Below are 23347 nucleotides of genomic sequence, written 5' to 3' on the forward strand. Positions count from 1 at the left end.
CACGGCCGGGATCATGACACGTCCGGCGCCGGACTTTCAGCCTCGGTCTCCGCCTCGGCCCGCTCGGTCAGGGTTCGCCACGCCGCCGCGGCCGCCCGCTGCTCGGCCTGCTTCTTGCTGCGCCCCTCGGATCCGCCGTACCGCTCGCCGGCGACCACCACCCAGGCGGTGAACGTCTTCGCGTGGTCCGGACCGGAGTCCTCGATCTCGTAGTCCGGCACGCCCAGGCCGAGCGCCGCGGTCAGCTCCTGCAGGCTGGTCTTCCAGTCCAGCGCGGCGCCCCGCCCGGCCGACTCGGCCATCAGCGGGTCGAACAGCCGGTGGATCACCTCGCCGGCGACCTCCAGGCCGTGCTCGAGGTAGATCGCGCCGAGCAGGGCCTCCAGGGTGTCGGCCAGGATGCTCGCCTTGTCCCGGCCGCCGGTGGTCTCCTCGCCCTTGCCGAGCAGCAGGTGCGGGCCGAGCCCCTCCGGGCCCAGGCCGCGGGCCACGTCGGCGAGCGCGTGCATGTTGACCACGCTGGCCCGCAGCTTCGCGAGCTGGCCCTCGGGGAGGTCCGGGTGGTTGTGGAAGAGCGCCGAGGTGATCACCACGCCGAGCACCGAGTCGCCGAGGAACTCCAGGCGCTCGTTGGTGGGCAGGCCACCGTTCTCGTAGGCGTACGACCGGTGGGTCAGCGCGCGTTCCAGCAACTCCGGCTTGAACGGGATCCCGAACGCCTCCTCCAGCGGCAGTGTGGACGGACGACGGCGCTTGTCAATCATGCGATACCTCGCTGTACCTGAGCAGATTGGCGATGGCCGCGACCGAGGCGCGGCGATGCAGTTCAGCCGCGAACCCGATGCCCGCGGCCAGATCCGGTCCGGTGGCGGCGCCGTGGCAGACCACGACGGTGCCACCGACCCCGAGCAGCAGCGCGGCCCGGGGTGGCATTTCCGAGTCGGGAGCGGGTGGGCCGGCCGTGGCGTAGGCCGTCTCCAGTCCCTTGAGCAGCACGTTCCCGGTGAAACCGTCGGTGACCACGACATCCGCGGCGGTGCCGGCGACGACGTCGTTGCCTTCGACCAGCCCGGCGTAGCGGGCGCCGCCGGGCAACGGGAGCGCGGCGAGCAGGGGTGGCAGCGCACGGCGCAGGCGGTCGCCCTTGCCGGGCTCCACGCCGATGGTCAGCAGGCCCACGCGGGGCTCGGCGATGCCGTGTACGACCGAGGCGTACGCGGCGCCGAGGCGGGCGTGAACGGTGAGGGTGTCCGCGTCGGGGTCGACCGTCGACCCGACGTCGAGCAGGACCAGACGGCCGGCGGCGGTGGGCAGGACGGCGGCGAGCGGGGGTCGGCGTACGCCCGTCCAGCGGCCCAGTTCCCGGGCCGCGGCCAGAACAGTGATCGCGGTGTCGCCGGCCGAGACGACCGCGTCGACGCTGCCGTCGGCGACCGCGCGGACGCCGGAGCGGACCGTTTCGGCCGTCGCGAGCGAGGTGGTGATCCGGCGCCGGTCCGCCGGCCCCAGGGCAGCGAGGACCGCGTCGGCGGCATCAGCCGGGCCGACGAGAGTCAGGTGGAGGGACGGATCGGCCTGACAGGCACGCAGAGCGCCGTCAACCACGACGTCGGGAGCATGGTCCCCGCCGAGGAGGTCGACGGCGATCCGCGCGGTGCCCGGTTCCCCTCGGGGAACCGTGGCACCGCTGGAACGCCACTGCTCAGGTACGACCCGCCCGGTGATCGGGCGTGTCACGCGGCGACGTCAGACCTCGAGGACCTGACGGCCGTTGTAGGTACCGCAGACCGAGCAGGCGGCGTGCGGCAGCTTCGGCGACTTGCACTGAGGGCACGCCGCGGTGACTACCGCAGTCGCCTTCCAGTTCGCCCGGCGCGAGCGGGTGTTGCTGCGCGACATCTTGCGCTTGGGGACGGCCACGGTTCCTACTCCTCGTTTTGTGTCAGATTGCGCAAAGCGGCCCAGCGGGGATCGACGTCCTCGTGGCTGTGATCAGCCGGCAGGTCGTCGAAGTGCACCCCGCAGTCGGGGCACAACCCTGGGCAGTCCGGCCGGCAGAGCGGATTGGTCGGCAGGGTCAGCACCACCGCGTCCCGTACCGCCGGCTCCAGGTCGATCAGGTCGCCCTGCATCCGGCCGACCTCGTCCTCGTCCGTGGTCTCCTCGGTGGTGCTGTCCTCGTAGGCGTACAGCTCCGCGATTCGGACCTCGAAGGACTTGCCGATCTCGTTGAGGCAACGCCCGCACTCGCCGCTGAGCGAGCCGCGCACGGTGCCGCTGACATACACCCCCTCGGAGACCGACGTCAGGCTCAGATCGAGCTCGAGGTCGGATCCCTCGGGGACCGAGATCAGTTCCAGACCGAGGTCCGCCGGCGCCGGCACCACCCGATTCAGGGCACGCGTCGCACCAGGCTGCCGGGGGAGTTTCGTCGTGTCGACGACCAGCGGCTGCCTGGGGTCCAGGTGACTCTGCGGTGACTTTGGCATAGTGAACTCTCAGCCATAGGTAGGCCGACGGAAAACATTACCTGAGCTTGGCGGACATCGTCGAATCGGCCCATCCAACCACCCCGCCACCGCCCTAAAACGGAAGAAAAACACCCTTATGTCCGGGTTGGCTCAGAACGGCAACGGCCGCTCAGCGTCCTCGCCCTGGAAGGTCCCGATCTCTCGGAGCGCGTGCATCTTGTCCCGCCCGCGCTCGATCGAGGCCAGCGCACGGGTCAGGAACTGCTCGAAGTTGGCCAGGGCGGTGTCGACGTAGTCGTCGACCTCCTCGCGCAGCCGCTGCGCCTCGGTCCGGGCCTCGGCGATGATCCGGGCGCCCTCGTGCTCGGCGGAGACAGTGATTTCGTTCACCGAGACGAGCCGGGCGTGCTCGGTCTCACCCTCGCTGATGATCCGGTCCGCCTCCCGGCGGCCGGCCTCGATGATCCGGTCGCGCTCCTCCAGCACGGCAGCCGCCTTGCGCAACTCCGACGGCAGGTCGGAGCGGAGGATCTCGAGTTTCTCGATCAGGTGGTCCCGGTCGATCATCACGTTCGTCCGCGACATCGGCACGGAACGCGACTCGTGCACGAGGTCGATGATCTCGTCGATGCCGTCGAGCGGATCCACCGGCGCCTCACTCCTTGTCCCTCTCGCTCCACTCAGCGTGGTGCGATCACGTTACTGCGTAACCGCCGCACCAGGTTTCGGCGCGCCGGTGAGGCTAGTTCTGCTTGAGACGGCCGACCAGACGTTCGAGCACCGGGTCGGGCAGGTACGCGGACGCGTCGCCGCCCCACTTGACCACGTCTTTGACCAGGCTCGACGAGAGGAACGAGTAGAGCGGATTGGTCGGCATGAAGAGGGTCTCCACACCGGACAGGCCGATGTTCATCTGCGCCATCTGCAACTCGTAGTCGAAGTCGCTGACCGCGCGCAGGCCCTTGACCACGACGGCCGCGCCCTGGTCCCGGCAGAAGTCCACGAGCAGGCCGTGGAAGGCCGCTACGCGCACGTTCTCGTACTGGGCGGTGGCCTCGCCCAGCATCTCGATGCGCTCCTCGATGGTGAAGAGCCCCACCTTCGACTGGTTGATCAGAACTCCGATGATCACCTCGTCGAAGAGCCGGCTGGCCCGTCCGATGATGTCGAGGTGCCCGTTGGTGACCGGGTCGAAGGAGCCAGGACACACCGCTCGTCTCATGATCGGCGACCGTACCAAAGAGTGGTCTCGCCGTAACGGCGGGCGCGTTCCCCCGAGAGACCGTCCACCCAGCTCAGCGGTCCGGAGCGGGTGGACCGCTCGAAAATCACCACGGCGTCCGGCGCCAGCCAGCCGTTGGCCACGAGCTCCTCCTGCACGGTGTCGATCTCGTCGGCGCCGAGCGCGTACGGCGGGTCGGCGAAGACCACGTCGTACGGTCCGCCGGTGGGCGGGTCGGCGAGGGTGGGCAGCACTTTTCCGGTGACCAGACGGGTTGCCGGGCCGACACGCAGCGTCACGATGTTGTCCCGGATGATCCGCGCCGCCTTGGCGTCCGATTCGACCAGCAGCGCGTGGTCCGCACCCCGGGACAGCGCCTCCAGGCCGACCGCTCCGGATCCGGCGTAAAGGTCTGCGAATCGGGCGCCGGACAAATCCGTCATCGTCTCCAGTGAGCTGAAGAACGCCTCGCGTACGCGATCCGATGTGGGCCTCGTGTGCGCACCGGCCGGTGCGGACAGACGCCGTCCGCCGTGCGCACCCGCGATAATCCTCGTCATCACAGCCGACGCTACTTCACCACCTGCGTCAAGCCACCTTCGCGTGAACAATTCCCTCGTCACGGGCACGACGCGCAACGGTACCGTTCCGTTCGGTACAGCGAAGATCTCAGATTGGTATCAAGAGCCTTAGCGGCGGCTGAGACGTTTCTTTGACCTTGCGAACTGGCTAGGGTCGGGCAGCGTTGCGACGTGGGGAGGCGTCGTCACGGTTGTCGATCCTTTGACCGGGATCACCGTCCGCTTCCTCACGCCCCCGTACCCCCCTTCAGGAGTTGGCGTGAACCTGTCCCAATCCCCGCTCCGCCGTCTGGCCGGTCTGGCCGCCGGCGCGGTGCTCGGCCTGGCCGGCGTCGCCGTTGCGGCATCGCCCGCCTACGCCACCGACGCCGTCATCGGCAAGGCCTCCTACTGCGACAAGGCCACCGGCGAATGGGTCGTCGACTGGACCGTCAAGGGCAACGCCCCGGACGGCGTGGAGAAGTTCCGCTTCACCGAGGTCAAGTCCGAGGTCGGCTTCCCGGTCAAGGCCACGACGCTGCCCGAGTACACGGTGACCGAGGACTTCAAGTACTCGACCAACGAGGACATCAAGGCCCAGCAGCGCGTCGCCGGCGACAAGAACTTCGCGCGGCTGAGCGTCAAGGTGCTGTTCGACAACAAGCACCCGGTCGAGGCCTCCAACACCGAGAACTTCGACGGCACCTGCAAGAAGGAGTCGCAGCCGAGCCCGTCGCCGAGCACCTCGGCGTCGCCGGCCCCCAGCCAGTCCCCCAGCACTCCCGCCGAGGAGATCCCGGGTGACGCGGAGCCGATCTTCGAGCTCACCTGCGACACCATGACGTTCGGGCTGAGCATCCCCGAGAACGGCATCACGATCGACCTGCACTACAAGACCAGCAAGGGCGAGGAGCGCGACGTCAGCATCGCGCCGGGCGAGTCGAAGAGCGAGACCTTCAGCGCGACCGAGGGCTTCTCCGTCGACGTCACCGTCTCGGCGACCGAGGACGGCGAGACCTACTCCGAGACGCTGACCCTCGACTACGAGCAGCCGGCCGACTGTGAGGACGGCAACGGCGGCGGCCTGCCGGTCACCGGCGCGGCCGCGGGCGGCGTCGCCGGCGGTGCCGCGGCCCTGCTCGTCGCCGGTGGTGCGCTGTTCTTCGTGGCGCGTCGCCGCAAGGTGAAGTTCACCGCCTGACAGATGTACTGAAAGGGCGCGCCGACCGGTCAGCGGTCGGCGCGCCCTTCCGCATCCCAGGGGGCGAACGAGCCGTCGGCCTGCGGTGGGAACTCGTGCGCCGCCACCACCGCGGTCACCGGCAGGCGGCCGTAGATGTGCGGGAACTGCCGGCCGTCCGGCTCCGGCGGGCTGCCGTCCTCCCAGACCACCGGCACGTCCAGGCGCGCCTCGTCGATCTCCAGCAGGAGCAGATCGGTCCGCCCGCGGAACCGCAGCGTCGCCGGGACGTGCACCCAGTCCGTCGGGGAACAGTGGATGAACCCCTCGGTGGCGAGCGTGTCCCCCTCGTACACCCCGGCGTCGGTCGCCTCGGCCCACGCATCGCGTGGGCAGATATGCATGATCAACCCTTCTCCAAATACTCGGCGCGTTCCTCGTCGACCAGCGCGGCCACCGAGGCGGCCAGAGCGGGATGACGGGAGAGGTCGGGGTCGTCGCCGATCAGCTCGGACGCCTCGGCCCGGGCTTCCTTGATCAGCTTCTCGTCGCGGAGCAGCGACAACAGCCGCAGATGCGAATGCTTGCCGGACTGCGAGGCGCCCAGCACGTCGCCCTCCCGGCGCTGCTCCAGGTCGATCTCGGAGAGCTTGAAACCGTCCGTCGTGGAGGCCACCGCGTCCAGTCGCTCGCGGGCCGCGGAACCCTCGGCCGACTCGGTGTGCAGCAGGCAGATCCCGGCCGCCGAACCCCGGCCCACCCGGCCGCGCAGCTGGTGCAGCTGGGACACCCCGAACCGGTCGGCATCCATGATCAGCATGACGGTGGAGTTCGGCACGTCCACGCCGACCTCGATCACCGTGGTCGCCACCAGCACGTCCAGGTCGCCGGCCGCGAACGTGCGCATCACCGCGTCCTTCTCGTCCGCCGGCATCTTGCCGTGCAGCATGGCGATCCGCAGCCCCTTCAGATACTCGTGCTGCAGCAGCGGCAGGACCTCGGTGACGGCCAGCGGCGGGCGGCGGGCCGGCTCGTCGTCCTTGGGTGGGGACTCCTCGTCATCGCCGATCCGCGGGCACACCACGTACGCCTGGTGGCCGGCCTGCACCTCCTCGCGGATCCGCTTCCACGCGCGGTCCAGGTATGCCGGCTTCTCCAGCGCGGGCACGACGTGCGAGGCGATCGGCGACCGGCCACGCGGCAACTGCGACAGAACGGACGTCTCCAGGTCGCCGTAGACCGTCATCGCAACCGTGCGCGGGATCGGCGTCGCCGTCATCACCAGCACGTGCGGTGGTCGGGCGGCCTTCGCGCGCAACGCGTCCCGCTGCTCCACACCGAACCGGTGCTGCTCGTCCACCACGACCAGCCCGAGATCGCGGAAGTCGACACCCTCGTACAGCAGAGCGTGCGTGCCCACCACGATGCCCGCTGTCCCGTCGGCGACCTTGGCCAGCGCCGCACGCCGGGCCGCCGCCCCCAGCGAGCCGGTGACCAGGGTGAGCTGCGTGCCCGCCGGATCACCGTCCAGCTCGCCGGCCCGGCCCAGCGCGCCCAGCTGCGCACTGATCCCCCGGTAGTGCTGAGTGGCCAGGACCTCGGTCGGGGCCAGCAGAGCGGCCTGCCCACCGGCGTCGACGACCTGGAGCATCGCGCGTACCGAAACCAGGGTCTTTCCGGAACCCACCTCGCCCTGCAGCAGCCGGTGCATGGGATGCGGCCGGGCCAGATCGGCCGCGATCTCCTCGCCCACCTCGCGCTGGCCCTCGGTCAGCTCATAGGGCAGCCCGGCGTCGAATTTCGCCAGCAACCCGGCCTCGGCACGCGGCCGCGCGGTGCCGGGCGCCGCGGCCGCACGCGCCCGGCGTTGAACAAGCGTCAGCTGTACGGCGAACGCCTCATCCCATTTCAGCCGGTACTTCGCCCGGTACAGAGCCTCCTCGGAACTCGGCCGGTGGATCTCGCGCAGGGCTGTCCCGATGCCGACCAGGTTCCGTTTCGCCCGGGTCTCGGCAGGCAGCGGGTCGGCCGGTGGCTCGAACGTGTCCAGCAGGGTCCGCACGCACTTGGCGATCACCCAGGTCGGCACGGCCTGCGCGGCCGAATACACCGGGATCAGCGCGCCGGCGAACTCCTCGATCTCCGCGGCCGCGTCGTCCTGCGTGGCATCGGCGCTGAGCAGCTGATAGGCCGGATTGTTCAGCTGCCGCTTGCCGCGGAAGTCGGAGACCTTGCCGGCGAACAGCCCCCACACGCCCTTGCGCAGCTCCCGCTCGCGCCACGCCTGATTGAAGAACGTGCAGGTCAGCGTCGCACCCGACCCATCGCCGATGGTCACCTCGAGCATGTTGCCGCGGCGGGCCCGCATCGGCTTCACATTGATGCCCTGCACCTGGGCCAGCACGGTGACCTGCTCGTCGACCTCCAGCCGGCGCAGATCGGTGTGCTCGCCGCGCTCGTCGTAGCGCCGGGGGAAGTGGTAGATCAGGTCACCCGCGGTGTGCAGGTCGAGGTGGGTCTCGAGGGCCTTGGCGGTTTTCGCGCCGAGCACCTTGGTCAGCGGGGTGTCGGTCGTGGTCATTCGACTCCTGCCAGGAGGTGGTACCGCGGCTGGCCGCCGGCGTAGCACTCCAACTCGATGAACGGCCAGGTCCGGTGCACGTGGCCGCGCAGAACGGTCTCCAGATCGGGTGGGGCGTCCGCGCCGAGCACCAGGGTGACCAGCTCGCCACCGCCGCCGAGCATCCGGTCCAGCAGGCGGTGGCTCACGTCGGTCAGGTCGTCGCCGATGACGTGCACCTCGCCGTCGACCAGGCCGAGAAGATCGCCCTCGCGGCACGGGCCGGCCACCGTCAGGGCGTCGCGCCGGGCGGTGCAAACCTCCCCGTACCGGCAGGCGCCGGCAGCCTCGGCCATCGCGATCACGTCGTCGGCGAACGGGCGCTGCGGATCCCGCACGGCCAGGGCGGCCAGGGCCTGCACCGGGGAGCGGGTGGGGACGACACTCACCTGCACGCCGGCGGCGGCTGCCTCGCGCGCTGCAGAACTGGCCACGGCGTGCGTGTTGGCGTCGTTGGGCAGCAGCACCACACAGTCGGCGCCGGTGGCGTGGACGGCGGCGAGCAGCTCGGCGGTGGAGGGATTGCGGTCGACGACGATGGCGCCCTCGGCCTCGAAGAGCGCGGTCAGCCCTTCGCCGGCGGCAACCACCACGGCGGCCCGCACGCCGGCGCCGGCTCGGCGCTCCTCCAGCTGGGTGACCCGGATCTGGTACGGCCGACCGGCGGCAATCCCGGCCTCGATGGCGGGACCGATCTCGGTCACGTGGACGTGGACGTTCCAGGTCGGGGGGTCGCCGTCGCCGGTGCCCACGATGACCAGCGAATCCCCCAGGGCGTCGAGGGTGCGGCGTAGCTCGCTGACGGTTTCTGGGGTGGCGTCGAGCAGGTACTGCACCTCGAAGCCCATGCCGGAGCAGCCGTTCTCATCTTGCTCGCCTTCGTGGGCATGGGCGTGGGCATGGGCGTCCCCGGCGGGCCACAGCGCCGAAGGCCGTGTTCCGGTGCTCTTCAGGCCGCCGCCCGATCCGTTCTGCTCAGCTCGGCTGCCGCCCGATCCGTTCTGCCCGGCTGGGGCGTCGGTCTCGGCGACGGCCTCGACCAGGGCGTCCAGCAGGAGGCAGAGGCCGCGGCCGCCGGCGTCGACCACGCCGGCGCGGGCGAGGACGGGGAGCTGCTGCGGCGTCCGGTCCAGGGCCTCTGCGGCGGCCCTGGCGGCCGCGCGCGCCACTGCCAGCAGGTTGTCGGACCTGATCCGGCCGGCGCCCTCGGCTGCGGCCGCGACCACGGAGAGCACGGTGCCCTCGACCGGGCGGGCGACCGCCGCATAGGCCGCGTCCGTCGCCGTGCGCAACGCGCGGGCCAACTCGCTGCCACGGACCGCGACGGCGCTCGCGAAGGTGTCGGCCATGCCGCGCAGAATCTGCGACACGATCACCCCGGAATTGCCCCGCGCGCCCAGCAGCGCACCGCGCGCCATCCGCCGCATCAGCCGGCCGACCGCCGTGGTCGTCGCGGGCGGCGTCTCGGGCCCCTGCCCCAGCGCATCGTGCTCCAGCGGCTCCTGCACGAGCGCCTCGTGGGCGGCGGTCAGGGTGAGGACGAGGTTGGTGCCGGTGTCCCCGTCGGGCACCGGATAGACATTCAGCTCGTCGATCTCGCGCTGGTGCGCACGCAGCGCGTCGAGCCCACCACCGCACCAGCGGCGGACCGCAGCGGCGTCCAGGGTCTCCAGCACGCGAAAATCGTACTAACGACCCCCGACAAAAGCGGGGTACGCACCCTGAGCGGGGGCGATTGGCTGTCCCGCCCTGGCATCGGGTAACCTTGCCGGGTTGCCTGGGCGATGCTTCCCTGGGCGCCTCCAGTTTTCTGGTAACAGGTCAGTTTTCGTATCAAACCCAGGAGTATCCCGTGGCTAGCGTGTGCGACGTCTGTGGCAAGGGACCGGGCTTCGGCCACAACGTGTCCCACTCGCACCGGCGGACCAACCGCCGCTGGAACCCGAACATCCAGTCGGTGCGCACCCCGGCCGGTGGCGGGACCACCAAGAAGCTCAAGGTCTGCACCTCGTGCATCAAGGCCGGCAAGGTCGTCCGCGCCTGACCTGAGCGTTCTGTTCCACCGATCAGCCGCCGGACCCCCGAGGTCCGGCGGCTGATTGCTGTCCACAGCCTGAAGCGGGTTATCCACAGGCAACGGGCGCGCGGCCTGTCCGGTCGGTCAGGATTCTCGCCGTGCCGGACGACGATCCTCAGCTGCTGGACCTGCTCCAACCGCAGAACGGCGTGATCAGCCGGGCCCAGGCCCTCCGCCATCTCACCCGCCGGCGGCTCGAGCACCGAGTGGGTTCCGGACGCTGGCAGCGGGATCTACGTCACCCACACCGGCCCGATCGGTACGGAAGAGCGCCGCTGGATCGCCGTGCTGGGCACCGCCGTCGGGCAGCCCGCCTACCTCGGCGGACTTTCGGCGCTGGAGGCAGCCGGGCTCCGAGGATTCCCACGAGCGCCATTTACGTACTGGTGCCGGCACCGTTGACGCCGAAGCGACCCCCGGACGGCGTGATCGTCCATCGCACGGTGTTGTTAACCCATTCCGATCTGAATCTGCTCGGCCGTCCGCCCGCGACCAGCCCGGCCCGGTCGCTCCTCGACGCCGCCCAGTGGCAGCGTCCCGAACGCCGTGCCGCAGCGATCATCATGGCCGGCTTCCAGCAGCGCCTCGTCTGCGCCGGCGACAATGTCCCGGTGCTGGCGACGATGCCGCGGCTCCGGCATCGCGCTGTGGTCGCCGAGACGATTGCCGACGCGTCCGGGGGCGTGCACTCGCTGCCGGAAGCAGAGTTCCTCCGGCTGTGCCGCACCGTCGGCCTGCCTGAACCGCAACTGCAGCACTCGCGGCGGGACAGCCGTGGACGACAGAACTACCTCGACGCCTATTTCCCGGAGCACGGCGTCCACGTGGAGATCGACGGCAGCTATCACGTCGACGTACGGCAGTGGTGGGCCGACATGGCCCGGCAGAACAGCCTGTGGCTACCGGGCGAGCGACTACTCAGATTCCGGCCTGGGCGATCCGCCACCAGCCGGCCGAGGTCCTCACCCAGTTGCGGGCCGCCCTGCATCCCTCGGTGAGGCACTTCCCACACCCACCAATCCAGCCCGCTCGGTGAAGCGCTTTCCCCACCCGGCCAGTCCAGCCGACGCCGAGGCGCTTCCTCCACCCGGCCAATCCAGCCGACGCTCGGCGAGGCGCTTTCCCCACCGGGCCAATCCAGCCGCCCTCGCCGAGGCACCCGCCACCCGCCTCCTCCAGCCGTCAAGGCGCCGTCGAGCTGTGCCCGGCTCCCCTCCCCGCGATCTTGGGACGGTAGCCACACTCCGGAGTGGTAAATCGCCCATGATCGCGCAGGTGGGGAAGGCCGGAGAAGATCTTGGGCACGCGACCACACTCCAGAGTGGAAAATCACCCAAGATCGTCACGCTGGGACGCGAGCGCGGCGGCACGGTGGCGCGGTGCGGCGGAGTGCGGTGGCGGCGGGGTGAGGCCGTGGGTGGGGAGGTGGGCGGGTGGCTAGAGGGGCTTGGCGTAGGAGAGGACGCCCTCGTGGCCCGCGTAGAAGCCGAAGTCCTCGATGCGGGTGTAGCCGGCGCTTTCGTACAGGGCGATGGCCTCCGGCTGGCGGTCGCCGGTTTCCAGGATGAGCCGTTTGCAGCCGGCCGAGCGCGCTGAGTCCTCGACGGCGGCCAGCATGCGGCGGGCCACGCCTCGGCCGCGGGCGGTGGCTGTGGTGAACATGCGCTTCAGTTCGGCGTCGGTGCCGTGGCGGCGCCAACCAGCGCTGGCGATCAGCTGGGAGCCGGCCACCGCTACCAGGAAGGCGCCGCGGGGCGGGGTGAAGTCGGCCGCCGAGATGGGGGTGTCGTCGCCGGTTCCGCCGTAGCGGGCGGAGAGGTCGGCCATGTTCTCGGCGACCAGGGTCTGTACTGCGGGGCTGGCGAAGTCGGCCTGCTCGATCTGGTACGAAAGCACGCCGAGAGCCTAGATCTCAGCGGAAGTGATCCCAGCCCAGGCCCCCACCGGTCCACGGTTTGCGGTCGACGGTGACGCCGGTGCCGTCGTGCACGCTGCCGATCACCTGCCAGGTGTCGGGCAGCTCGGTGTCCGGCGGGAACGTCGCGGCCAGCGGGTGGTCGTCGCCGCCGGAGAGGATCCACTGGTACGGGTCGACGCCGAGCGCGTTGGCCGCGTCCCGCATCTGGTCCGGTACTTCGAAGGCGTCGCTGCGCACGTCGATCGCGACCACGCTGGCGGCCGCGACGTGCCCGAGGTCCTGGAGCAGCCCGTCCGAGACGTCGATCAGCGAGGTGGCGCCGAGCCGGGCCGCTTCCGGGCCGGCGGCGTAGCGAACGGCCGGTCGCCGGTACGCCTCGACCAGCAGTTTCGGCGTCCGGAATCCCCGCGACAGCACCGTGAGGCCGGCTGCCGCGTACCCGATCCGGCCGGAAAGCGCGAGTATGTCGCCCGGCTGAGCCCCGTCGCGCCGGACCGGCGCCGCGCCACCCAGGTCTCCCAGTGCGGTGACCGCGATGGTCAGCGTGGGACTGGACGACATGTCGCCGCCGACCACCGAGGCCCCGACCGAGGCGGCCTCGTCGCTGAGCCCGTCGGCGAGCCCTTCGGCCCAGGCCGCGTCGGTGCCGGGCGGGATGCAGAGGGCGACCAGCAGCGCCGTCGGGGTGGCGCCCATGGCGGCGATGTCGGCGAGGTTGGCCGCGGCGGCCCGGTGCCCGATGTCGGCGGGGCCGCACCAGTCCCGGCGGAAGTGCCGCCCTTCGACGAGGACGTCGGTGGAGGCCACCACCCGCCCGTCGGCGGCGCGGACCACGGCGGCGTCGTCGCCGGGGCCGAGCAGGGTAGCCGGGCCGGAGCCGAGCCGGGAGACGATTCGGCCGATCAAACCGAATTCACCGGCCTCTGCGATGCTCACTTCTAAGTCCTTCGATGGTGGCGTGCCGCTGCGGAGCGGCTTCGTACGGTAGTTTCACTTTCCGGGGATCACCGACGGTGGCGGATTGGAGTCGATCGTGGTCCAGGCATACATCCTCATTCAAACCGAGGTCGGTAAGGCCCGTGACGTGGCCGCAGCGATCGAGAAGATTTCGGGGGTGGTCCGGGTCGACGCTGTGACCGGGCCGTATGACGTCGTGGTGCTGACCGAGGCACACACCGTCGACGAACTCGGCGGGCTGATTGTGAGCAAGGTCCAGTACGTACCGGGCATCACGCGGACCCTGACCTGCTCCGTGGTAAACCTCTGACATGGTGAATCTCGACACCCCGAAGACAGAGCCACAGGAACCGGACGGCACGAAGAAGGTCGCCGCACTCTGGGCGACCGCGGTGGCCGTACCGGTGACTTTGCTCGTGGGTGTCATCTCTTTTCTGGCTCTTCAGCCGGAGAAGTCCGAAACGGCGGACAAAGTGCCCACGGCGATGCCCAGCGCCGCGGTGGAGATGGCGGCGCCGAAACTCGACGAGCGCAGCGCCCAGGTCTGCCTCGCCGTGACGAGTCAGCTGCCGCTGAAGGTGCGTGATCTGCCGGCCCGCCAGGTGAGCGCCGGACCGGAGCAGAACGCGGCGTACGGCGAGCCCCCGCTCACCGTCGCCTGTGGCGTTCCGCAGCCGATCATGTGTGAGTCCCTGGAGAAGATGGCTCCGGGCTGCGTGCCGCTGGACACCGAGCTGCTGATCATGAACAGGGTCTGCTGGTACGCGAAACCCGGCGCCGAGGCGGCCACCTTCACCACGATGGACCGTGAGGTCCCGGTGCAGGTGACCGTGCCGTCGGTGTACGAGAATCCGGCTCAGTGGGCCAACGAGTTCTCCGACACGGTGGTGAAGACCGTCAAGTCGAAGACCGAGGGCCTGCCGAGCGGCTGCCAGGTCTAGCGGAAACTAGTGCAGGCCCGTGCCGCGGTTCAGCGCGGTACGGATCAGCCGGTCCACGACCTTCGGGTACTCCAGGCCGGTGGCCGCCCACATCTGCGGGAACATCGAGGTCGGCGTCATGCCCGGCATCGTGTTGATCTCGTTGAGGAAGATCTCGCCGTCGGCCGTCACGAAGAAGTCGACGCGGGCCAGGCCGGCGCAGTCCAATGCAGTGAAAGTCTGCAGGGCAAGGTCGCGAACGCGGCGAGTAACCTCGTCGGGCAAGTCGGCCGGGATCGTGTACCGGCTGCCGACCAGGTATTTCGTCTCGAAGTCGTACCAGTCGGCGTCGTCGACGTGGATCTCGGCCAGCAGCGAAGCCTGGGGCCCGCCGCCGTTCTCCCCCTCGAGCACGCCGCACTCGATCTCGCGGCCCACGATGGCCGCCTCGACCAGCACCTTCGGGTCGATGGCGCGGGCCGTGGCGATCGCCGCGTCCAGGTCGGCCCAGTCGGTGACCTTGGTGATGCCGGTGGACGAGCCGGCCCGGGACGGCTTCACGAAGACCGGCAGGCCGAGCCGCTCCTTGTCGGCCTCGGAGAGTGAGACCCCGGCGCGCAGCACCGCGTACGGCCCGACCGGGATGCCGTCGGCCGCCGCGAGCTTCTTGGTGAACTCCTTGTCCATGGCCGCCGCCGAGGCGAAGACGTTCGCCCCCACGTACGGGATCCCGGCCATCTCCAGCATTCCCTGGATGGTGCCGTCCTCGCCGTACGCGCCGTGCAGCACCGGGAAGACGACGTCCACACCGGCCAGCTCCTGCATGCCCTCGGCCGGGTCGCGGACGAGAAGCTCCCCCGCCGCGAGGACCAGCGAGTTGCCGGACGACGCGGTGATCTCGGGCAGCCGGGTGCCGGCGATGGCGAGCTGAGCGGGGTCACCCGCGGCGAGGACCCAGCGACCCTCCCGGGTGATTCCGACCGGGACCGCTTCGTACTGGTCAGGGTCGAGCGCACCGAGGATCGCGCCCGCGCTCACGCAGGAAATGGCGTGCTCAGTGCTGCGACCACCGAACACGATCGCAACCCGAGTCTTCCGGGGGGTCGTCACTCTTCTCCGCGCCTCTCGCTAGCGGTCATGCCGGGGGTGACCCTACTCTGCGTAAGCCAGATATGGGATCCGCGGCGGGCTCCGCAGGGCAGGGGAGACGAACAGTTCATGGCGCCAGCACTCCACGTGATCGCGGGTCCGGGTCCGGGCCAGTTGGCGACGATGGCACACCCACGTGACGAGCCCTGGTCGGCGCAGGAACTGGGCGCGCTCGCCCGCGCCGGCGTACAGGTCCTGGTGTCCACCGCGGAGCCGGGCCCGGAGACCGCCGGGATGGAGTTGGTGCCGCTTCCGCCGGCCACCGACGACGCTCTGCGCGAGGAGGCCAGTCAGATGGTCGCCCTCGCCACCCGTCTGGCCCGGGAGGTCCGCGCCGGCCGCTTCGTGGTCACCCAGTCGTCCGGCGACATCGGCCGGACCACCCTGCTGTCCGTCATGACGCTGACGCTGCTGGGCATCCGGCCGGGCGAGGCCTTACGCCGGATCGGCGGCGAGCCCGGCACGGACGTCCCCCAGGACTGGCTGCACGACTTCGTCTCGGCGTGAGGGTCAGGCGGTGAAGGTCTGCGGCAGCGCGCCCCGCTCCCAGAGGGAGTCGAGGTGGGCCAGGAATCCGGTCAGGCTGCGCTCCAGCTCACGGCGCTCCGCGGCGGGCAGGGCAGCCAGCGGATCCGAGAAGATCAGGCCCTCCGGGTGCTTGGCCCGGGTGCCGACGAACTTCTCGCAGGCGCCGCACCACACGTAGCTCACCAGCGTGGGACGCCGGGCGTTCTCCGGCGCGGTGAAGTACGCCCGCAGCCGCTGCTCCCCGCAGGCCGGGCACTCCCGCTCACCCGGCGACAGGAAGAAACTCTCCCCCTGGGCCAGCGCCGCCACCTCGTCACCGCTGAAGCTGCTCCACGCCGTCACGCGGAGGTGTCCAGCGCCGCGGCGAGGTCGGCCAGCAGGTCCGCGGTGTCCTCGATGCCGCAGGAGAACCGCACGAACCCGGGCGACGTGTCGTCACCCCACTGGGCCCGGCGGTCGGCGGTCGTGTGCACACCGCCGAACGAGGTGGCCGCGAAGATCAGCTTCGCCGCGGTCAGGAAGCGCGCCACCCGCTCGGCCGAGCCCAGGTCGAACGAGACCACGCCGGGGATCCGGCGCATCTGTGCGGACGCGATCGGGTACGACGGGTCGGCCGGCAGCCCCGGCCAGCGCACCCCGGACACGTCGTCGCGGGCCAGCAGGAACTCGGCGACGGCGGCCGCGTTCGCGCTCTGCCGGCCCAGCCGGAGGTCCAGCGTGGCGATCGAGCGGTGTGCCAGCCAGCAGTCGAACGCCCCGGGTACGCCACCGGTCTGCTTGCGCCAGGTCTCCACCTTGCCGAGCAGCTCCGGGTCGGTGCCGCTGACGTAGCCGAGCAGCACGTCCGAGTGCCCGGTCAGCGCCTTGGTCCCGGACGCCACCACCAGGTCGGCGCCGAGGGCCAGCGGGTTCTGCCCGAGCGGCGTGGCCGTGGTGTTGTCGACCGCCACCAGCGCCCCGGCCTCGTGCGCGGCCGCGGCGACCGCCCGCACGTCGCAGACGTCCAGCCCCGGGTTCGCCGGGGTCTCCAGCAGCACGAGCCGCACCCCGGTGAAGTCCGGGTAGGGCCCGGCGGTCGGCACCAGGACCGTCTTCACGCCCAGGTCACGCAGGGTTCCGTCGGCGAATGCGCGTACCGTGAAATAGCCGTCCGCGGGAAGCGCGACCGTGTCGCCGGTGCGCAGCACCGAGAGCAGCAGCGCGGTGATCGCCGCCTGGCCGCTCGCGAAGACCAGCGTGGGCGCGCCCTCCAGGGCGCCGATGGCGGCCTCCAGCGCCTCCCGGGTGGGATGTTCGGTACGCGCGTAGCCGTTCTCCCCCGGCCCGGTGACCGGGTCCAGGTGGTAGGGCGCGGCGAAGACCGGGCCGGGCAGGAACGGTTCGCCGACGATCGGCGCGGGCAGACCGGCGTGTACGGCACGGGTGCCGTCGGAGTACGTCACTCGGGTTTCATCTCTCGTGTCATCAGCAGTTTCACCGCGACGCGCGGGTCCACACCCTCGTGGCAGACGCGCTCGACCTGCTCGACGATCGGCATCTCGACGCCGTGCGAGCGGGCCAGGTCACGGATGGAGAGGCAGCTCTTCACGCCCTCGGCGGTCTGCCGGGTGGCGATCTGCGCCTGCTCCAGGGTCTCGCCGCGGCCCAGGTGCTCGCCGAACGTGCGGTTGCGGGCGAGCGGCGACGAGCAGGAGGCGACCAGGTCGCCCAGGCCGGCCAGACCGGCGAAGGTCAGCGGGTCGGCGCCGAGCGCCACCCCGAGCCGGGCGGTCTCGGCGAGACCGCGGGTGATCAGCGACGCGCGGGTGTTGTCCCCGAGACCGATCGAGATCGCCATTCCGTACGCCAGCGCGATCACGTTCTTGGTCGCGCCACCCAACTCGCAGCCGATCACGTCGTCGCTGGTGTACGGCCGGAAGTACGGCGTAGCGAGGGCGTGCTGCACCTGCTTGGCGCGGCTCTCGTCGGCACAGGCCACCACGGTCGCGGTGGGCTGCTCCCCGGCGATCTCGGGCGCCAGGTTGGGCCCGGAGACGACCACCACGCGCTCCGGCGCGACGCCCGCGGTCTCGGTGATCACCTCGCTCATCCGTTTGAGGGTGCCGAGCTCGATGCCCTTCATCAGGGACACGACGGTGGCGTCGGACGGGAAGTCGCCGGCCCAGTCGGCGAGGTTGCCGCGCAGGGTCTGCGACGGCACGGCGATGGCGATCAGTTCCGCTCCGGAGACGGCGGCGGCCAGATCGGTCGTACCGGTCACGTTCTCGGCGAGCCGGACGCCCGGCAGCGAGCCCTCGTTGGTCCGCTTGTCCCGGACCTCCGCGGCGACCACCTCGCGCCGCGCCCACATGGTCACGTCGGAGCCGGCGTCGCCGAGCACCTTGGCGAACGCCGTGCCCCAGGCTCCGGATCCGATGACGGCCGCCCTCATGGTGCGTCCTCCGAGGTCGAGGCCCGTCGCGCGGGCCGGTCGTGGAGCGCCGGCGGTTCGCCGTCGCGGATCTCGCCGAGCAGGTCCCGCACGTCCAGCATGATCTTCTCGCTCATCTCCTCGAGCACCTGCCGGGTCGGCTCGACGCCGGCCCAGCGGCTGAGGTCGACCGGCGGGCCGGTGGTCACGGTGACGTGCGTGCGGCGCAGTTTGAGCCGATTGGTACGCGGGTCGAAGATCTCCTGTGCGCCCCAGTTCGCGATCGGCACCACCGGTGCGCCGGTGAGCAGCGCCAGCCGGGCCGCCCCGGTCTTGCCGCGCATCGGCCACAGATCGGGGTGCCTGGTGGTGGTGCCCTCCGGGTAGATCACCACCGCGCCGCCCTCGCGGAGCGCCTCGACCAGGGTGTCCAGGGACTTCACCGCTTCCACACTGCCCCGTTCGACCGGGATCTGCCGGACCTTGCGCAGCAGGAAGCCGATCACCGGCACCTTCCAGACGCTGGCCTTGCCGAGGAAACGCGGCCAGCGGCCGGAGCGGTAGATGTAGTGGGCGACGACCAGCGGGTCGAAGTGCGAGACGTGGTTGGGGACGAGGATCACACCGCCGGTGGCGGGGACGTTCTCCCGGTGGAGCCAGGTCTTCCTGGTCAGCACGGTCATGACGGGAAGCACCAGCATCACCGCGACACGCTGCCAGAATCCGAGCCTCAGCTGTGCCACGGCTTCCTCCGTCCCTCGATCGGTGACGCGTCCCCCGCCGTACGACGCTCACCTGCGCGAAATCATGCCCCCTCATCCCCGGCGGTACCAGGCAGGGTATGCCGGTGATCCGCTGGCAGACTGGCGGGGTGGTGCGGAAATGGACGGCGGTGATCCCGGTCAAACGGCTGGACGCGGCCAAGACTCGGCTGCGCGGTGCGGTGCCCTCGGATCGTCATCCCGAGCTGGCCCTCGCCATGGTGCGCGATACCGCGACAGCGGTGCTGGCCTCCTCGGCGGTGGCCGAGCTCGTGGTGGTCACCGACGATCCGGCAGTCGGCGCGGCGGTCCGCGAGCTGGGCGCCCGGCTTGCGCCGGATCCGGGGGCCGGGCTCAACGCGGCGATGCGGTACGGGGCGGACGACGTGGCCGGACCGTCGGCGTACCGGGCGGTGCTCGCCGGGGATCTGCCGGCGCTGCGCCCGGAGGATCTGGACGAGGCGCTCGGGCGGGTGTCCGGCCGCAGCTTCGTGCCGGACGCCGCGGGCATCGGCACGGTCCTGCTCGCCGTCCCGCCGGGCGCCGCGCTGGATCCACGCTTCGGCGGGCCGTCCGCGGCGGCGCACGCGAGCTCCGGGGCCGCCCGCCTGATCGGGGAGTGGCCGGGCCTGCGGCAGGACGTGGACACCGCCGCCGATCTGGCGACCGTGCTGACGCTCGGCGCCGGACGGCGTACCTGTGAGCTGTTGCGTGATCTGGGACTCACCGCGGAGTGCGCGCCGGCCGCCTGAGCCGGGTACCGTGCCCGTATGCAGGGCACCGTCGCGACCTTCGACCAGGACACCCGCAGCGGCACGCTGCTCCTCGACGACGGCTCTGAGCTGGCGTTCGGCTCCGGGGCTTTCGACCGCTCCGGGCTGCGCCTGCTCCGCCTCGGCCAGCGCGTCGTCGTCGAGCCGGACAGCGACGGTTCGATCCGCCGCGTCGCAATTCCCGGAGTTGCTTGAACCATAGTCCGGTAGTTCGTTTCACGTTTCGCCGTGAGCGGCAAGAATAGGCGTCATGCCAACCCCGCCCCGGACCCCCGAGACCCGTAGGCGTGGCCCGAACGGCCGCTTTCTCCCCCGACCGGAGCCCGCAGAACCGGATCCGGTCGCGCCCGCCGCAGCCCCCGTCGCGGATCAGCCGGTGAATCTGATGGTGGAGTTGGAGGAGGAGAATCCGGCGGTGGACGAGCAGAACTACGAGCTGCCCGAGGGCCGGTTCCTGAACCGGGAGCTCTCCTGGCTCGACTTCAACGCGCGGGTGCTGGCGCTGGCCGAGGATCCGGGCACCCCGCTTCTGGAGCGAGCCAAGTTCCTGGCCATCTTCGCCAGCAATCTGGACGAGTTCTACATGGTCCGGGTGGCGGGCCTGAAGCGGCGGCTCAGCGCCGGCCTGCCGGTCCGTGGTGGCGACCGGTCGCCGTTGCGTCACCAGCTCGAGATGATCACCGAGCGGACCGCTGACCTGGTCACCCGGCATGCCGCCTGCTTCGCCGACGAGGTCCGGCCGAAGCTCGCGGCGGAGAGCATCGAGCTGGTCAGCTGGAAGGAGCTGGACGCGCCGGAGCAGGGCCGGTTGCGGACGTATTTCCGCGAGCAGGTCTTCCCGGTGCTGACGCCGCTCGCGGTCGACCCGGCGCACCCGTTCCCGTACATCTCGAGCCGTTCGCTCAACCTCGCGGTGGCCCTGCGCTACCCCGACGGCGACAACCCGGAGCTGTTCGCCCGGGTGAAGGTGCCGAACAACGTACCCCGCTTCGTCACCGTGCAGAACGACAGCCGCGGCGTCCGCTTCCTCCCCGTCGAGGAGCTGATCGCGAACCATCTGGACCAGCTCTTCCCCGGGATGCAGATCCTGGAGTGGCACCTGTTCCGGGTGACCCGCAACGCCGAGCTGGAGGTCGACGAGGACCGCGACGAGGACCTGCTGCAGGCCCTGGAGCGGGAGCTGGCGCAGCGCCGGTTCGGCCCGCCGGTCCGGCTCGAGGTGGCCGCGTCGATCAGCGACCACGTGCTCGATCTGCTGGTCCGCGAGCTCGACATGGACAGCCACGACGTGCTGCGGGTGCCGGGCATCCTCGACCTGTCGTCGCTGTGGCAGGTGTTCGGCGACTGCGACCGCGACGATCTGAAGGACCGCCCGTTCGTCCCGGCCACCCACCCGCACCTGGCCGACGGCGAGGTGCCGCGCAGCGTGTTCAACCGGCTCCGCGAGTCGGACATCCTGGTGCACCACCCGTACCACTCGTTCTCGACGAGCGTGCAGCGCTTCATCGAGCAGGCCGCGGCCGACCCGAACGTGCTGGCCATCAAGCAGACGCTCTACCGCACGTCCGGTGACTCACCGATCGTGGACGCGCTGGTCGACGCGGCGGCCGCCGGCAAGCAGGTGGTGGTCCTGGTCGAGGTGAAGGCCCGCTTCGACGAGGTGGCGAACATCGCGTGGGCGCGCACCCTGGAACGGGCCGGCTGCCACGTCGTCTACGGCCTGGTCGGTCTGAAGACGCACTGCAAGACGTCGCTGGTGGTGCGCCAGGAGGGCAACCAGATCCGGCGCTACTGCCACATCGGCACCGGCAACTACCACCCGAAGACCGCCCGGCTCTACGAGGACTTCGGCATGCTGACCGCCGACCCCGAGGTGGGGGCGGACGTCACCGACCTGTTCAACGTGCTCACCGGGTACAGCCGGCAGACCACGTTCCGGCGGCTGCTGGTGGCGCCGCACGGCGTACGCAAGGGTCTCGTCGAACGCATCGAGGAGCAGGCCCGGATCGCCCGTGAGGGCGGTGAGGCGCTGGTCCAGTTCAAGGTGAACTCGCTGGTCGACGAGCAGACCATCGACGCGCTCTACCGGGCCTCCCAGGACGGGGTGAAGGTCGACCTGGTCATCCGCGGCATGTGCGCGCTGCGGCCGGGTGTGAAGGGGATGTCGGAGAACATCCGGGTCCGTTCGATCGTCGGCCGGTTCCTGGAGCACTCCCGGATCTTCCGGTTCGGTCCGGGCGCCGACGCCGAGTACTGGATGGGTTCTGCGGATCTGATGCATCGCAACCTCGATCGGCGGGTAGAGGCACTGGTCAAGGTGACTCTCACGTCGGCCCGCGAGGAGATGCGCAACGTGCTCGAGCTTTCGATGAGCGACCAGACCGAAGGCTGGGACCTGGACGGCGACGGCAACTGGCACCGCAACGTCAGCACCACCGGCCGGCCGCAGGTCCATCTCCAGGAGGCCCTGCTGCGGCGGGTCATCGGCAAGCGCAGCTGATGTCCGATCCGGTCCACGCCGCCGGTGGCGTGCTCTACCGCCCCACCGCCGGCGGCATCGAGGTGTGCCTGGTCCACCGCCCGCGGTACGACGACTGGAGCCTGCCCAAGGGCACCTTCAAGACGGGCGAGAGCGCGCTGACCGCCGCGGTGCGGGAGGTCGCCGAGGAGACCGGCGTGTCCGGGATCCCCGAGCTGCGGCTGCCCGAGGTGGCGTACACGCTGCCGAACGGGCGGCCGAAGACCGTCCAGTTCTGGCTGATGCGGGCCGGCGACGAAGGCCCGGTGCAGGACACCGACGAGGTCGACCAGCTCGTCTGGCTGCCGCTCGCGGAGGCTGCCGGGCGACTGAGCTACCCGGACGAACGGCCGCTGCTCGACCGGGTGGCCGCGCTGCCGCCGGTGACCGCGGTGGTGGCGCTGGTCCGCCACGCGCACGCCGGGGAGCGCAAGAAGTGGGCCGGCCGGGACGCGCTGCGCCCGATCGACCCGCTCGGGCAGCAGCAGGCGGGCCGGGTCGCCGACGAGCTCACCTCGTTCCGGCCGCGCCGGTTGACGGCCGCGCCGCCGCTGCGGTGCAAGCAGACGCTGGAGCCGCTCGCCGAGGCGCTGGGCGGCATGCCGATCGTGCTGGACAGCGCCTTCGCCGAACCGTCCGATCCGGCCGATCTGCCGGCCCGGCTGACCGTGGCGCAGTCCCGGCTACGGCAGCTGCGCGCGGACCAGCGGGTCGTGGTCTGCAGTCAGGGCAAGGTGATTCCGCCGCTGCTGGCGCTGCTGCACGACGCCGAGAATCCGGAGCCGTTCAAGACCCGCAAGGGCGACGGCTGGCTGCTCACCTGGTCCGGCGAGCGGTTGCTGGACGCCTCGCGCCTGTGACCGGCCGCGTTCCGGCCGCATCGGCACGCCAGTAACCGAGCAGGTCCCCGGTGAGCCAGCGGGCCTGCCACTGCTCATCGGGGCGCGGTTCCCAGTCCCGGTACGGCAACAGCGCCAGCCGCCAGCTCAGAATGCCGGCCAGGTACCAGCCGTAGAGCGGAACGGCGCCGAGCCAGCCGTCCCGCCGCCGGTGCGAGCTCCACGGCGCGTACGCGGCGACGGCCAGACCGGACCAGCCGCAGGTGACCAGCCAGTCCAGGACCGGCCGGCCGGTGCGCTGCTCGGCCAGGTCACCGAACGTCCACCCGGGTACGACCGCGACGGCGAACAGGGCCGCCGCGATGGTGGCCCGGGCGACCAGGCCGCGCGGCATCGGTCTGCGTTCCATGCCCGGACGGTAGGACGGCCCGGGTGCCCGGCGCG

Annotated in this window: 28 protein-coding genes; 10 read left to right on the forward strand and 18 right to left on the reverse strand. The window is 70.9% G+C overall.

Going from position 1 to position 23347, the window contains the following annotated elements:
* Positions 1–11: 11 nt before the first annotated feature.
* The 7 genes from rnc to rsmD all read right to left on the reverse strand — a co-directional run bounded on the left by rnc (position 12) and on the right by rsmD (position 4253).
* Positions 12–764, reverse strand: a complete 753-nt coding sequence (gene rnc, locus OHA21_RS32925) for a ribonuclease III (protein WP_328461583.1) — start codon at positions 762–764, stop codon at positions 12–14.
* Positions 757–1725, reverse strand: a complete 969-nt coding sequence (locus OHA21_RS32930) for a phosphate acyltransferase PlsX (protein WP_328478674.1) — start codon at positions 1723–1725, stop codon at positions 757–759. The genes rnc and OHA21_RS32930 overlap by 8 nt, the downstream gene beginning before the upstream one ends.
* 21 nt (positions 1726–1746) lie before the next feature.
* Entirely contained in the window at positions 1747–1920 is a 174-nt protein-coding gene (rpmF, locus tag OHA21_RS32935) for a 50S ribosomal protein L32 (protein ID WP_127543102.1), read from the reverse strand.
* Between the two features lie 5 nt (positions 1921–1925).
* Positions 1926–2489 (reverse strand): YceD family protein, encoded by a 564-nt coding sequence (locus OHA21_RS32940; protein WP_328461586.1) that lies wholly within the window; start codon positions 2487–2489, stop codon positions 1926–1928.
* 132 nt (positions 2490–2621) lie between these two features.
* Positions 2622–3119, reverse strand: a complete 498-nt coding sequence (locus tag OHA21_RS32945) for a hypothetical protein (RefSeq protein WP_328461588.1) — start codon at positions 3117–3119, stop codon at positions 2622–2624.
* A gap of 94 nt (positions 3120–3213) precedes the next feature.
* Positions 3214–3693: a pantetheine-phosphate adenylyltransferase gene (coaD, locus tag OHA21_RS32950; RefSeq protein ID WP_328461590.1), complete on the reverse strand. Its 480-nt coding sequence runs from the start codon at positions 3691–3693 to the stop codon at positions 3214–3216.
* Positions 3690–4253, reverse strand: coding sequence for a 16S rRNA (guanine(966)-N(2))-methyltransferase RsmD (rsmD, locus tag OHA21_RS32955; protein ID WP_328461592.1), 564 nt, complete (start codon positions 4251–4253; stop codon positions 3690–3692). The genes coaD and rsmD overlap by 4 nt, the downstream gene beginning before the upstream one ends.
* Before the next feature lie 280 nt (positions 4254–4533).
* Between rsmD and OHA21_RS32960 the strand changes: the two genes are divergently transcribed.
* Positions 4534–5454, forward strand: coding sequence for an LPXTG cell wall anchor domain-containing protein (locus tag OHA21_RS32960; protein WP_328461594.1), 921 nt, complete (start codon positions 4534–4536; stop codon positions 5452–5454).
* A gap of 29 nt (positions 5455–5483) precedes the next feature.
* Here OHA21_RS32960 and OHA21_RS32965 read toward each other — a convergent pair whose 3' ends face one another.
* Genes OHA21_RS32965 through OHA21_RS32975 form a run of 3 tightly spaced genes read right to left on the reverse strand, consistent with a single transcriptional unit; the run spans position 5484 to position 9729 of the window.
* Positions 5484–5837 (reverse strand): DUF952 domain-containing protein, encoded by a 354-nt coding sequence (locus OHA21_RS32965; RefSeq protein ID WP_328461596.1) that lies wholly within the window; start codon positions 5835–5837, stop codon positions 5484–5486.
* Between the two features lie 2 nt (positions 5838–5839).
* Positions 5840–8014, reverse strand: a complete 2175-nt coding sequence (gene recG / locus OHA21_RS32970) for an ATP-dependent DNA helicase RecG (RefSeq protein WP_328461598.1) — start codon at positions 8012–8014, stop codon at positions 5840–5842.
* Positions 8011–9729: a DAK2 domain-containing protein gene (locus OHA21_RS32975; RefSeq protein WP_328461599.1), complete on the reverse strand. Its 1719-nt coding sequence runs from the start codon at positions 9727–9729 to the stop codon at positions 8011–8013. Before OHA21_RS32975 ends, recG begins: the two co-directional genes overlap by 4 nt.
* Positions 9730–9905: 176 nt before the next feature.
* Here OHA21_RS32975 and rpmB point away from each other — a divergent pair, with 176 nt between their 5' ends.
* Both rpmB and OHA21_RS32985 read left to right on the forward strand, forming a co-directional pair.
* A complete protein-coding gene (gene rpmB, locus OHA21_RS32980; protein ID WP_026207002.1) occupies positions 9906–10097 on the forward strand; it encodes a 50S ribosomal protein L28 in 192 nt (63 codons plus the stop codon).
* A 458-nt stretch (positions 10098–10555) separates the two neighbouring features.
* A complete protein-coding gene (locus OHA21_RS32985; protein ID WP_328461601.1) occupies positions 10556–11128 on the forward strand; it encodes a hypothetical protein in 573 nt (190 codons plus the stop codon).
* A 439-nt stretch (positions 11129–11567) separates the two neighbouring features.
* Here OHA21_RS32985 and OHA21_RS32990 read toward each other — a convergent pair whose 3' ends face one another.
* Together OHA21_RS32990 and OHA21_RS32995 are read right to left on the reverse strand one after the other, a co-directional pair.
* Positions 11568–12026: a GNAT family N-acetyltransferase gene (locus tag OHA21_RS32990; protein ID WP_328461603.1), complete on the reverse strand. Its 459-nt coding sequence runs from the start codon at positions 12024–12026 to the stop codon at positions 11568–11570.
* Between the two features lie 16 nt (positions 12027–12042).
* On the reverse strand, positions 12043–12984 hold the full coding sequence (locus OHA21_RS32995) for a thiamine-phosphate kinase (RefSeq protein WP_328461605.1): 942 nt from the start codon (positions 12982–12984) through the stop codon (positions 12043–12045).
* Positions 12985–13081: 97 nt separating this feature from the next.
* Between OHA21_RS32995 and OHA21_RS33000 the strand changes: the two genes are divergently transcribed.
* Both OHA21_RS33000 and OHA21_RS33005 read left to right on the forward strand, forming a co-directional pair.
* A complete protein-coding gene (locus OHA21_RS33000) occupies positions 13082–13315 on the forward strand; it encodes an Lrp/AsnC ligand binding domain-containing protein (RefSeq protein ID WP_196413799.1) in 234 nt (77 codons plus the stop codon).
* Between the two features lies 1 nt (position 13316).
* Positions 13317–13946, forward strand: coding sequence for a DUF3515 domain-containing protein (locus tag OHA21_RS33005; RefSeq protein WP_328461614.1), 630 nt, complete (start codon positions 13317–13319; stop codon positions 13944–13946).
* Positions 13947–13952: 6 nt separating this feature from the next.
* Here OHA21_RS33005 and OHA21_RS33010 read toward each other — a convergent pair whose 3' ends face one another.
* Positions 13953–15035, reverse strand: coding sequence for a D-alanine--D-alanine ligase family protein (locus OHA21_RS33010; protein WP_328461616.1), 1083 nt, complete (start codon positions 15033–15035; stop codon positions 13953–13955).
* Positions 15036–15197: 162 nt separating this feature from the next.
* On the opposite strand from OHA21_RS33010, the gene OHA21_RS33015 reads away from it, so the two are divergent.
* Positions 15198–15581, forward strand: a complete 384-nt coding sequence (locus tag OHA21_RS33015) for a hypothetical protein (RefSeq protein ID WP_328461618.1) — start codon at positions 15198–15200, stop codon at positions 15579–15581.
* 3 nt (positions 15582–15584) lie between these two features.
* Here the strand turns inward: OHA21_RS33015 and OHA21_RS33020 are convergent, their stop codons facing one another.
* The 4 genes from OHA21_RS33020 to OHA21_RS33035 are packed head-to-tail and all read right to left on the reverse strand — an operon-like array spanning position 15585 to position 18755.
* Positions 15585–15944 (reverse strand): hypothetical protein, encoded by a 360-nt coding sequence (locus OHA21_RS33020; protein WP_328461620.1) that lies wholly within the window; start codon positions 15942–15944, stop codon positions 15585–15587.
* Positions 15941–17044, reverse strand: coding sequence for a cystathionine gamma-lyase (locus tag OHA21_RS33025; protein WP_328461622.1), 1104 nt, complete (start codon positions 17042–17044; stop codon positions 15941–15943). Before OHA21_RS33025 ends, OHA21_RS33020 begins: the two co-directional genes overlap by 4 nt.
* A complete protein-coding gene (locus OHA21_RS33030; protein ID WP_328461624.1) occupies positions 17041–18033 on the reverse strand; it encodes an NAD(P)H-dependent glycerol-3-phosphate dehydrogenase in 993 nt (330 codons plus the stop codon). Before OHA21_RS33030 ends, OHA21_RS33025 begins: the two co-directional genes overlap by 4 nt.
* Positions 18030–18755 carry a lysophospholipid acyltransferase family protein gene (locus OHA21_RS33035; protein WP_328461626.1) on the reverse strand — a complete coding sequence of 242 codons (726 nt, stop codon included), beginning with the start codon at positions 18753–18755 and terminating at the stop codon, positions 18030–18032. Before OHA21_RS33035 ends, OHA21_RS33030 begins: the two co-directional genes overlap by 4 nt.
* Before the next feature lie 128 nt (positions 18756–18883).
* Here OHA21_RS33035 and cofC point away from each other — a divergent pair, with 128 nt between their 5' ends.
* From cofC to OHA21_RS33055, 4 genes are read left to right on the forward strand one after another with little or no spacing between them, the layout of a single operon-like run.
* Positions 18884–19525 (forward strand): 2-phospho-L-lactate guanylyltransferase, encoded by a 642-nt coding sequence (cofC, locus tag OHA21_RS33040; RefSeq protein WP_328478676.1) that lies wholly within the window; start codon positions 18884–18886, stop codon positions 19523–19525.
* An 18-nt stretch (positions 19526–19543) separates the two neighbouring features.
* Positions 19544–19741: a cold-shock protein gene (locus OHA21_RS33045; RefSeq protein ID WP_328461628.1), complete on the forward strand. Its 198-nt coding sequence runs from the start codon at positions 19544–19546 to the stop codon at positions 19739–19741.
* Positions 19742–19796: 55 nt separating this feature from the next.
* Positions 19797–22046, forward strand: a complete 2250-nt coding sequence (locus OHA21_RS33050; RefSeq protein ID WP_442874929.1) for an RNA degradosome polyphosphate kinase — start codon at positions 19797–19799, stop codon at positions 22044–22046.
* Positions 22046–22924: an NUDIX hydrolase gene (locus tag OHA21_RS33055; protein ID WP_328461630.1), complete on the forward strand. Its 879-nt coding sequence runs from the start codon at positions 22046–22048 to the stop codon at positions 22922–22924. The genes OHA21_RS33050 and OHA21_RS33055 overlap by 1 nt, the downstream gene beginning before the upstream one ends.
* Here the strand turns inward: OHA21_RS33055 and OHA21_RS33060 are convergent.
* On the reverse strand, positions 22881–23312 hold the full coding sequence (locus OHA21_RS33060) for a hypothetical protein (protein ID WP_328461631.1): 432 nt from the start codon (positions 23310–23312) through the stop codon (positions 22881–22883). The two genes, OHA21_RS33055 and OHA21_RS33060, sit on opposite strands and share 44 nt — an antisense overlap.
* Between the last annotated feature and the right edge of the window lie 35 nt (positions 23313–23347).

This window comes from Actinoplanes sp. NBC_00393, from assembly GCF_036053395.1.
Lineage (GTDB): Bacteria > Actinomycetota > Actinomycetes > Mycobacteriales > Micromonosporaceae > Actinoplanes.

Coding starts and splice junctions, on each gene's coding strand:
- rsmD (WP_328461592.1), bottom strand. CDS start 4,253: ATGACGAGGATTATCGCGGGTGCGCACGGCGGACGGCGTCTGTCCGCA.
- OHA21_RS33030 (WP_328461624.1), bottom strand. CDS start 18,033: ATGAGGGCGGCCGTCATCGGATCCGGAGCCTGGGGCACGGCGTTCGCC.
- OHA21_RS33005 (WP_328461614.1), top strand. CDS start 13,317: ATGGTGAATCTCGACACCCCGAAGACAGAGCCACAGGAACCGGACGGC.
- OHA21_RS33055 (WP_328461630.1), top strand. CDS start 22,046: ATGTCCGATCCGGTCCACGCCGCCGGTGGCGTGCTCTACCGCCCCACC.
- OHA21_RS33045 (WP_328461628.1), top strand. CDS start 19,544: ATGCAGGGCACCGTCGCGACCTTCGACCAGGACACCCGCAGCGGCACG.
- recG (WP_328461598.1), bottom strand. CDS start 8,014: ATGACCACGACCGACACCCCGCTGACCAAGGTGCTCGGCGCGAAAACC.
- OHA21_RS32940 (WP_328461586.1), bottom strand. CDS start 2,489: ATGCCAAAGTCACCGCAGAGTCACCTGGACCCCAGGCAGCCGCTGGTC.
- coaD (WP_328461590.1), bottom strand. CDS start 3,693: ATGAGACGAGCGGTGTGTCCTGGCTCCTTCGACCCGGTCACCAACGGG.
- OHA21_RS33060 (WP_328461631.1), bottom strand. CDS start 23,312: ATGGAACGCAGACCGATGCCGCGCGGCCTGGTCGCCCGGGCCACCATC.
- OHA21_RS33015 (WP_328461618.1), top strand. CDS start 15,198: ATGGCACACCCACGTGACGAGCCCTGGTCGGCGCAGGAACTGGGCGCG.
- rnc (WP_328461583.1), bottom strand. CDS start 764: ATGATTGACAAGCGCCGTCGTCCGTCCACACTGCCGCTGGAGGAGGCG.
- OHA21_RS33050 (WP_442874929.1), top strand. CDS start 19,797: ATGCCAACCCCGCCCCGGACCCCCGAGACCCGTAGGCGTGGCCCGAAC.
- OHA21_RS32965 (WP_328461596.1), bottom strand. CDS start 5,837: ATGCATATCTGCCCACGCGATGCGTGGGCCGAGGCGACCGACGCCGGG.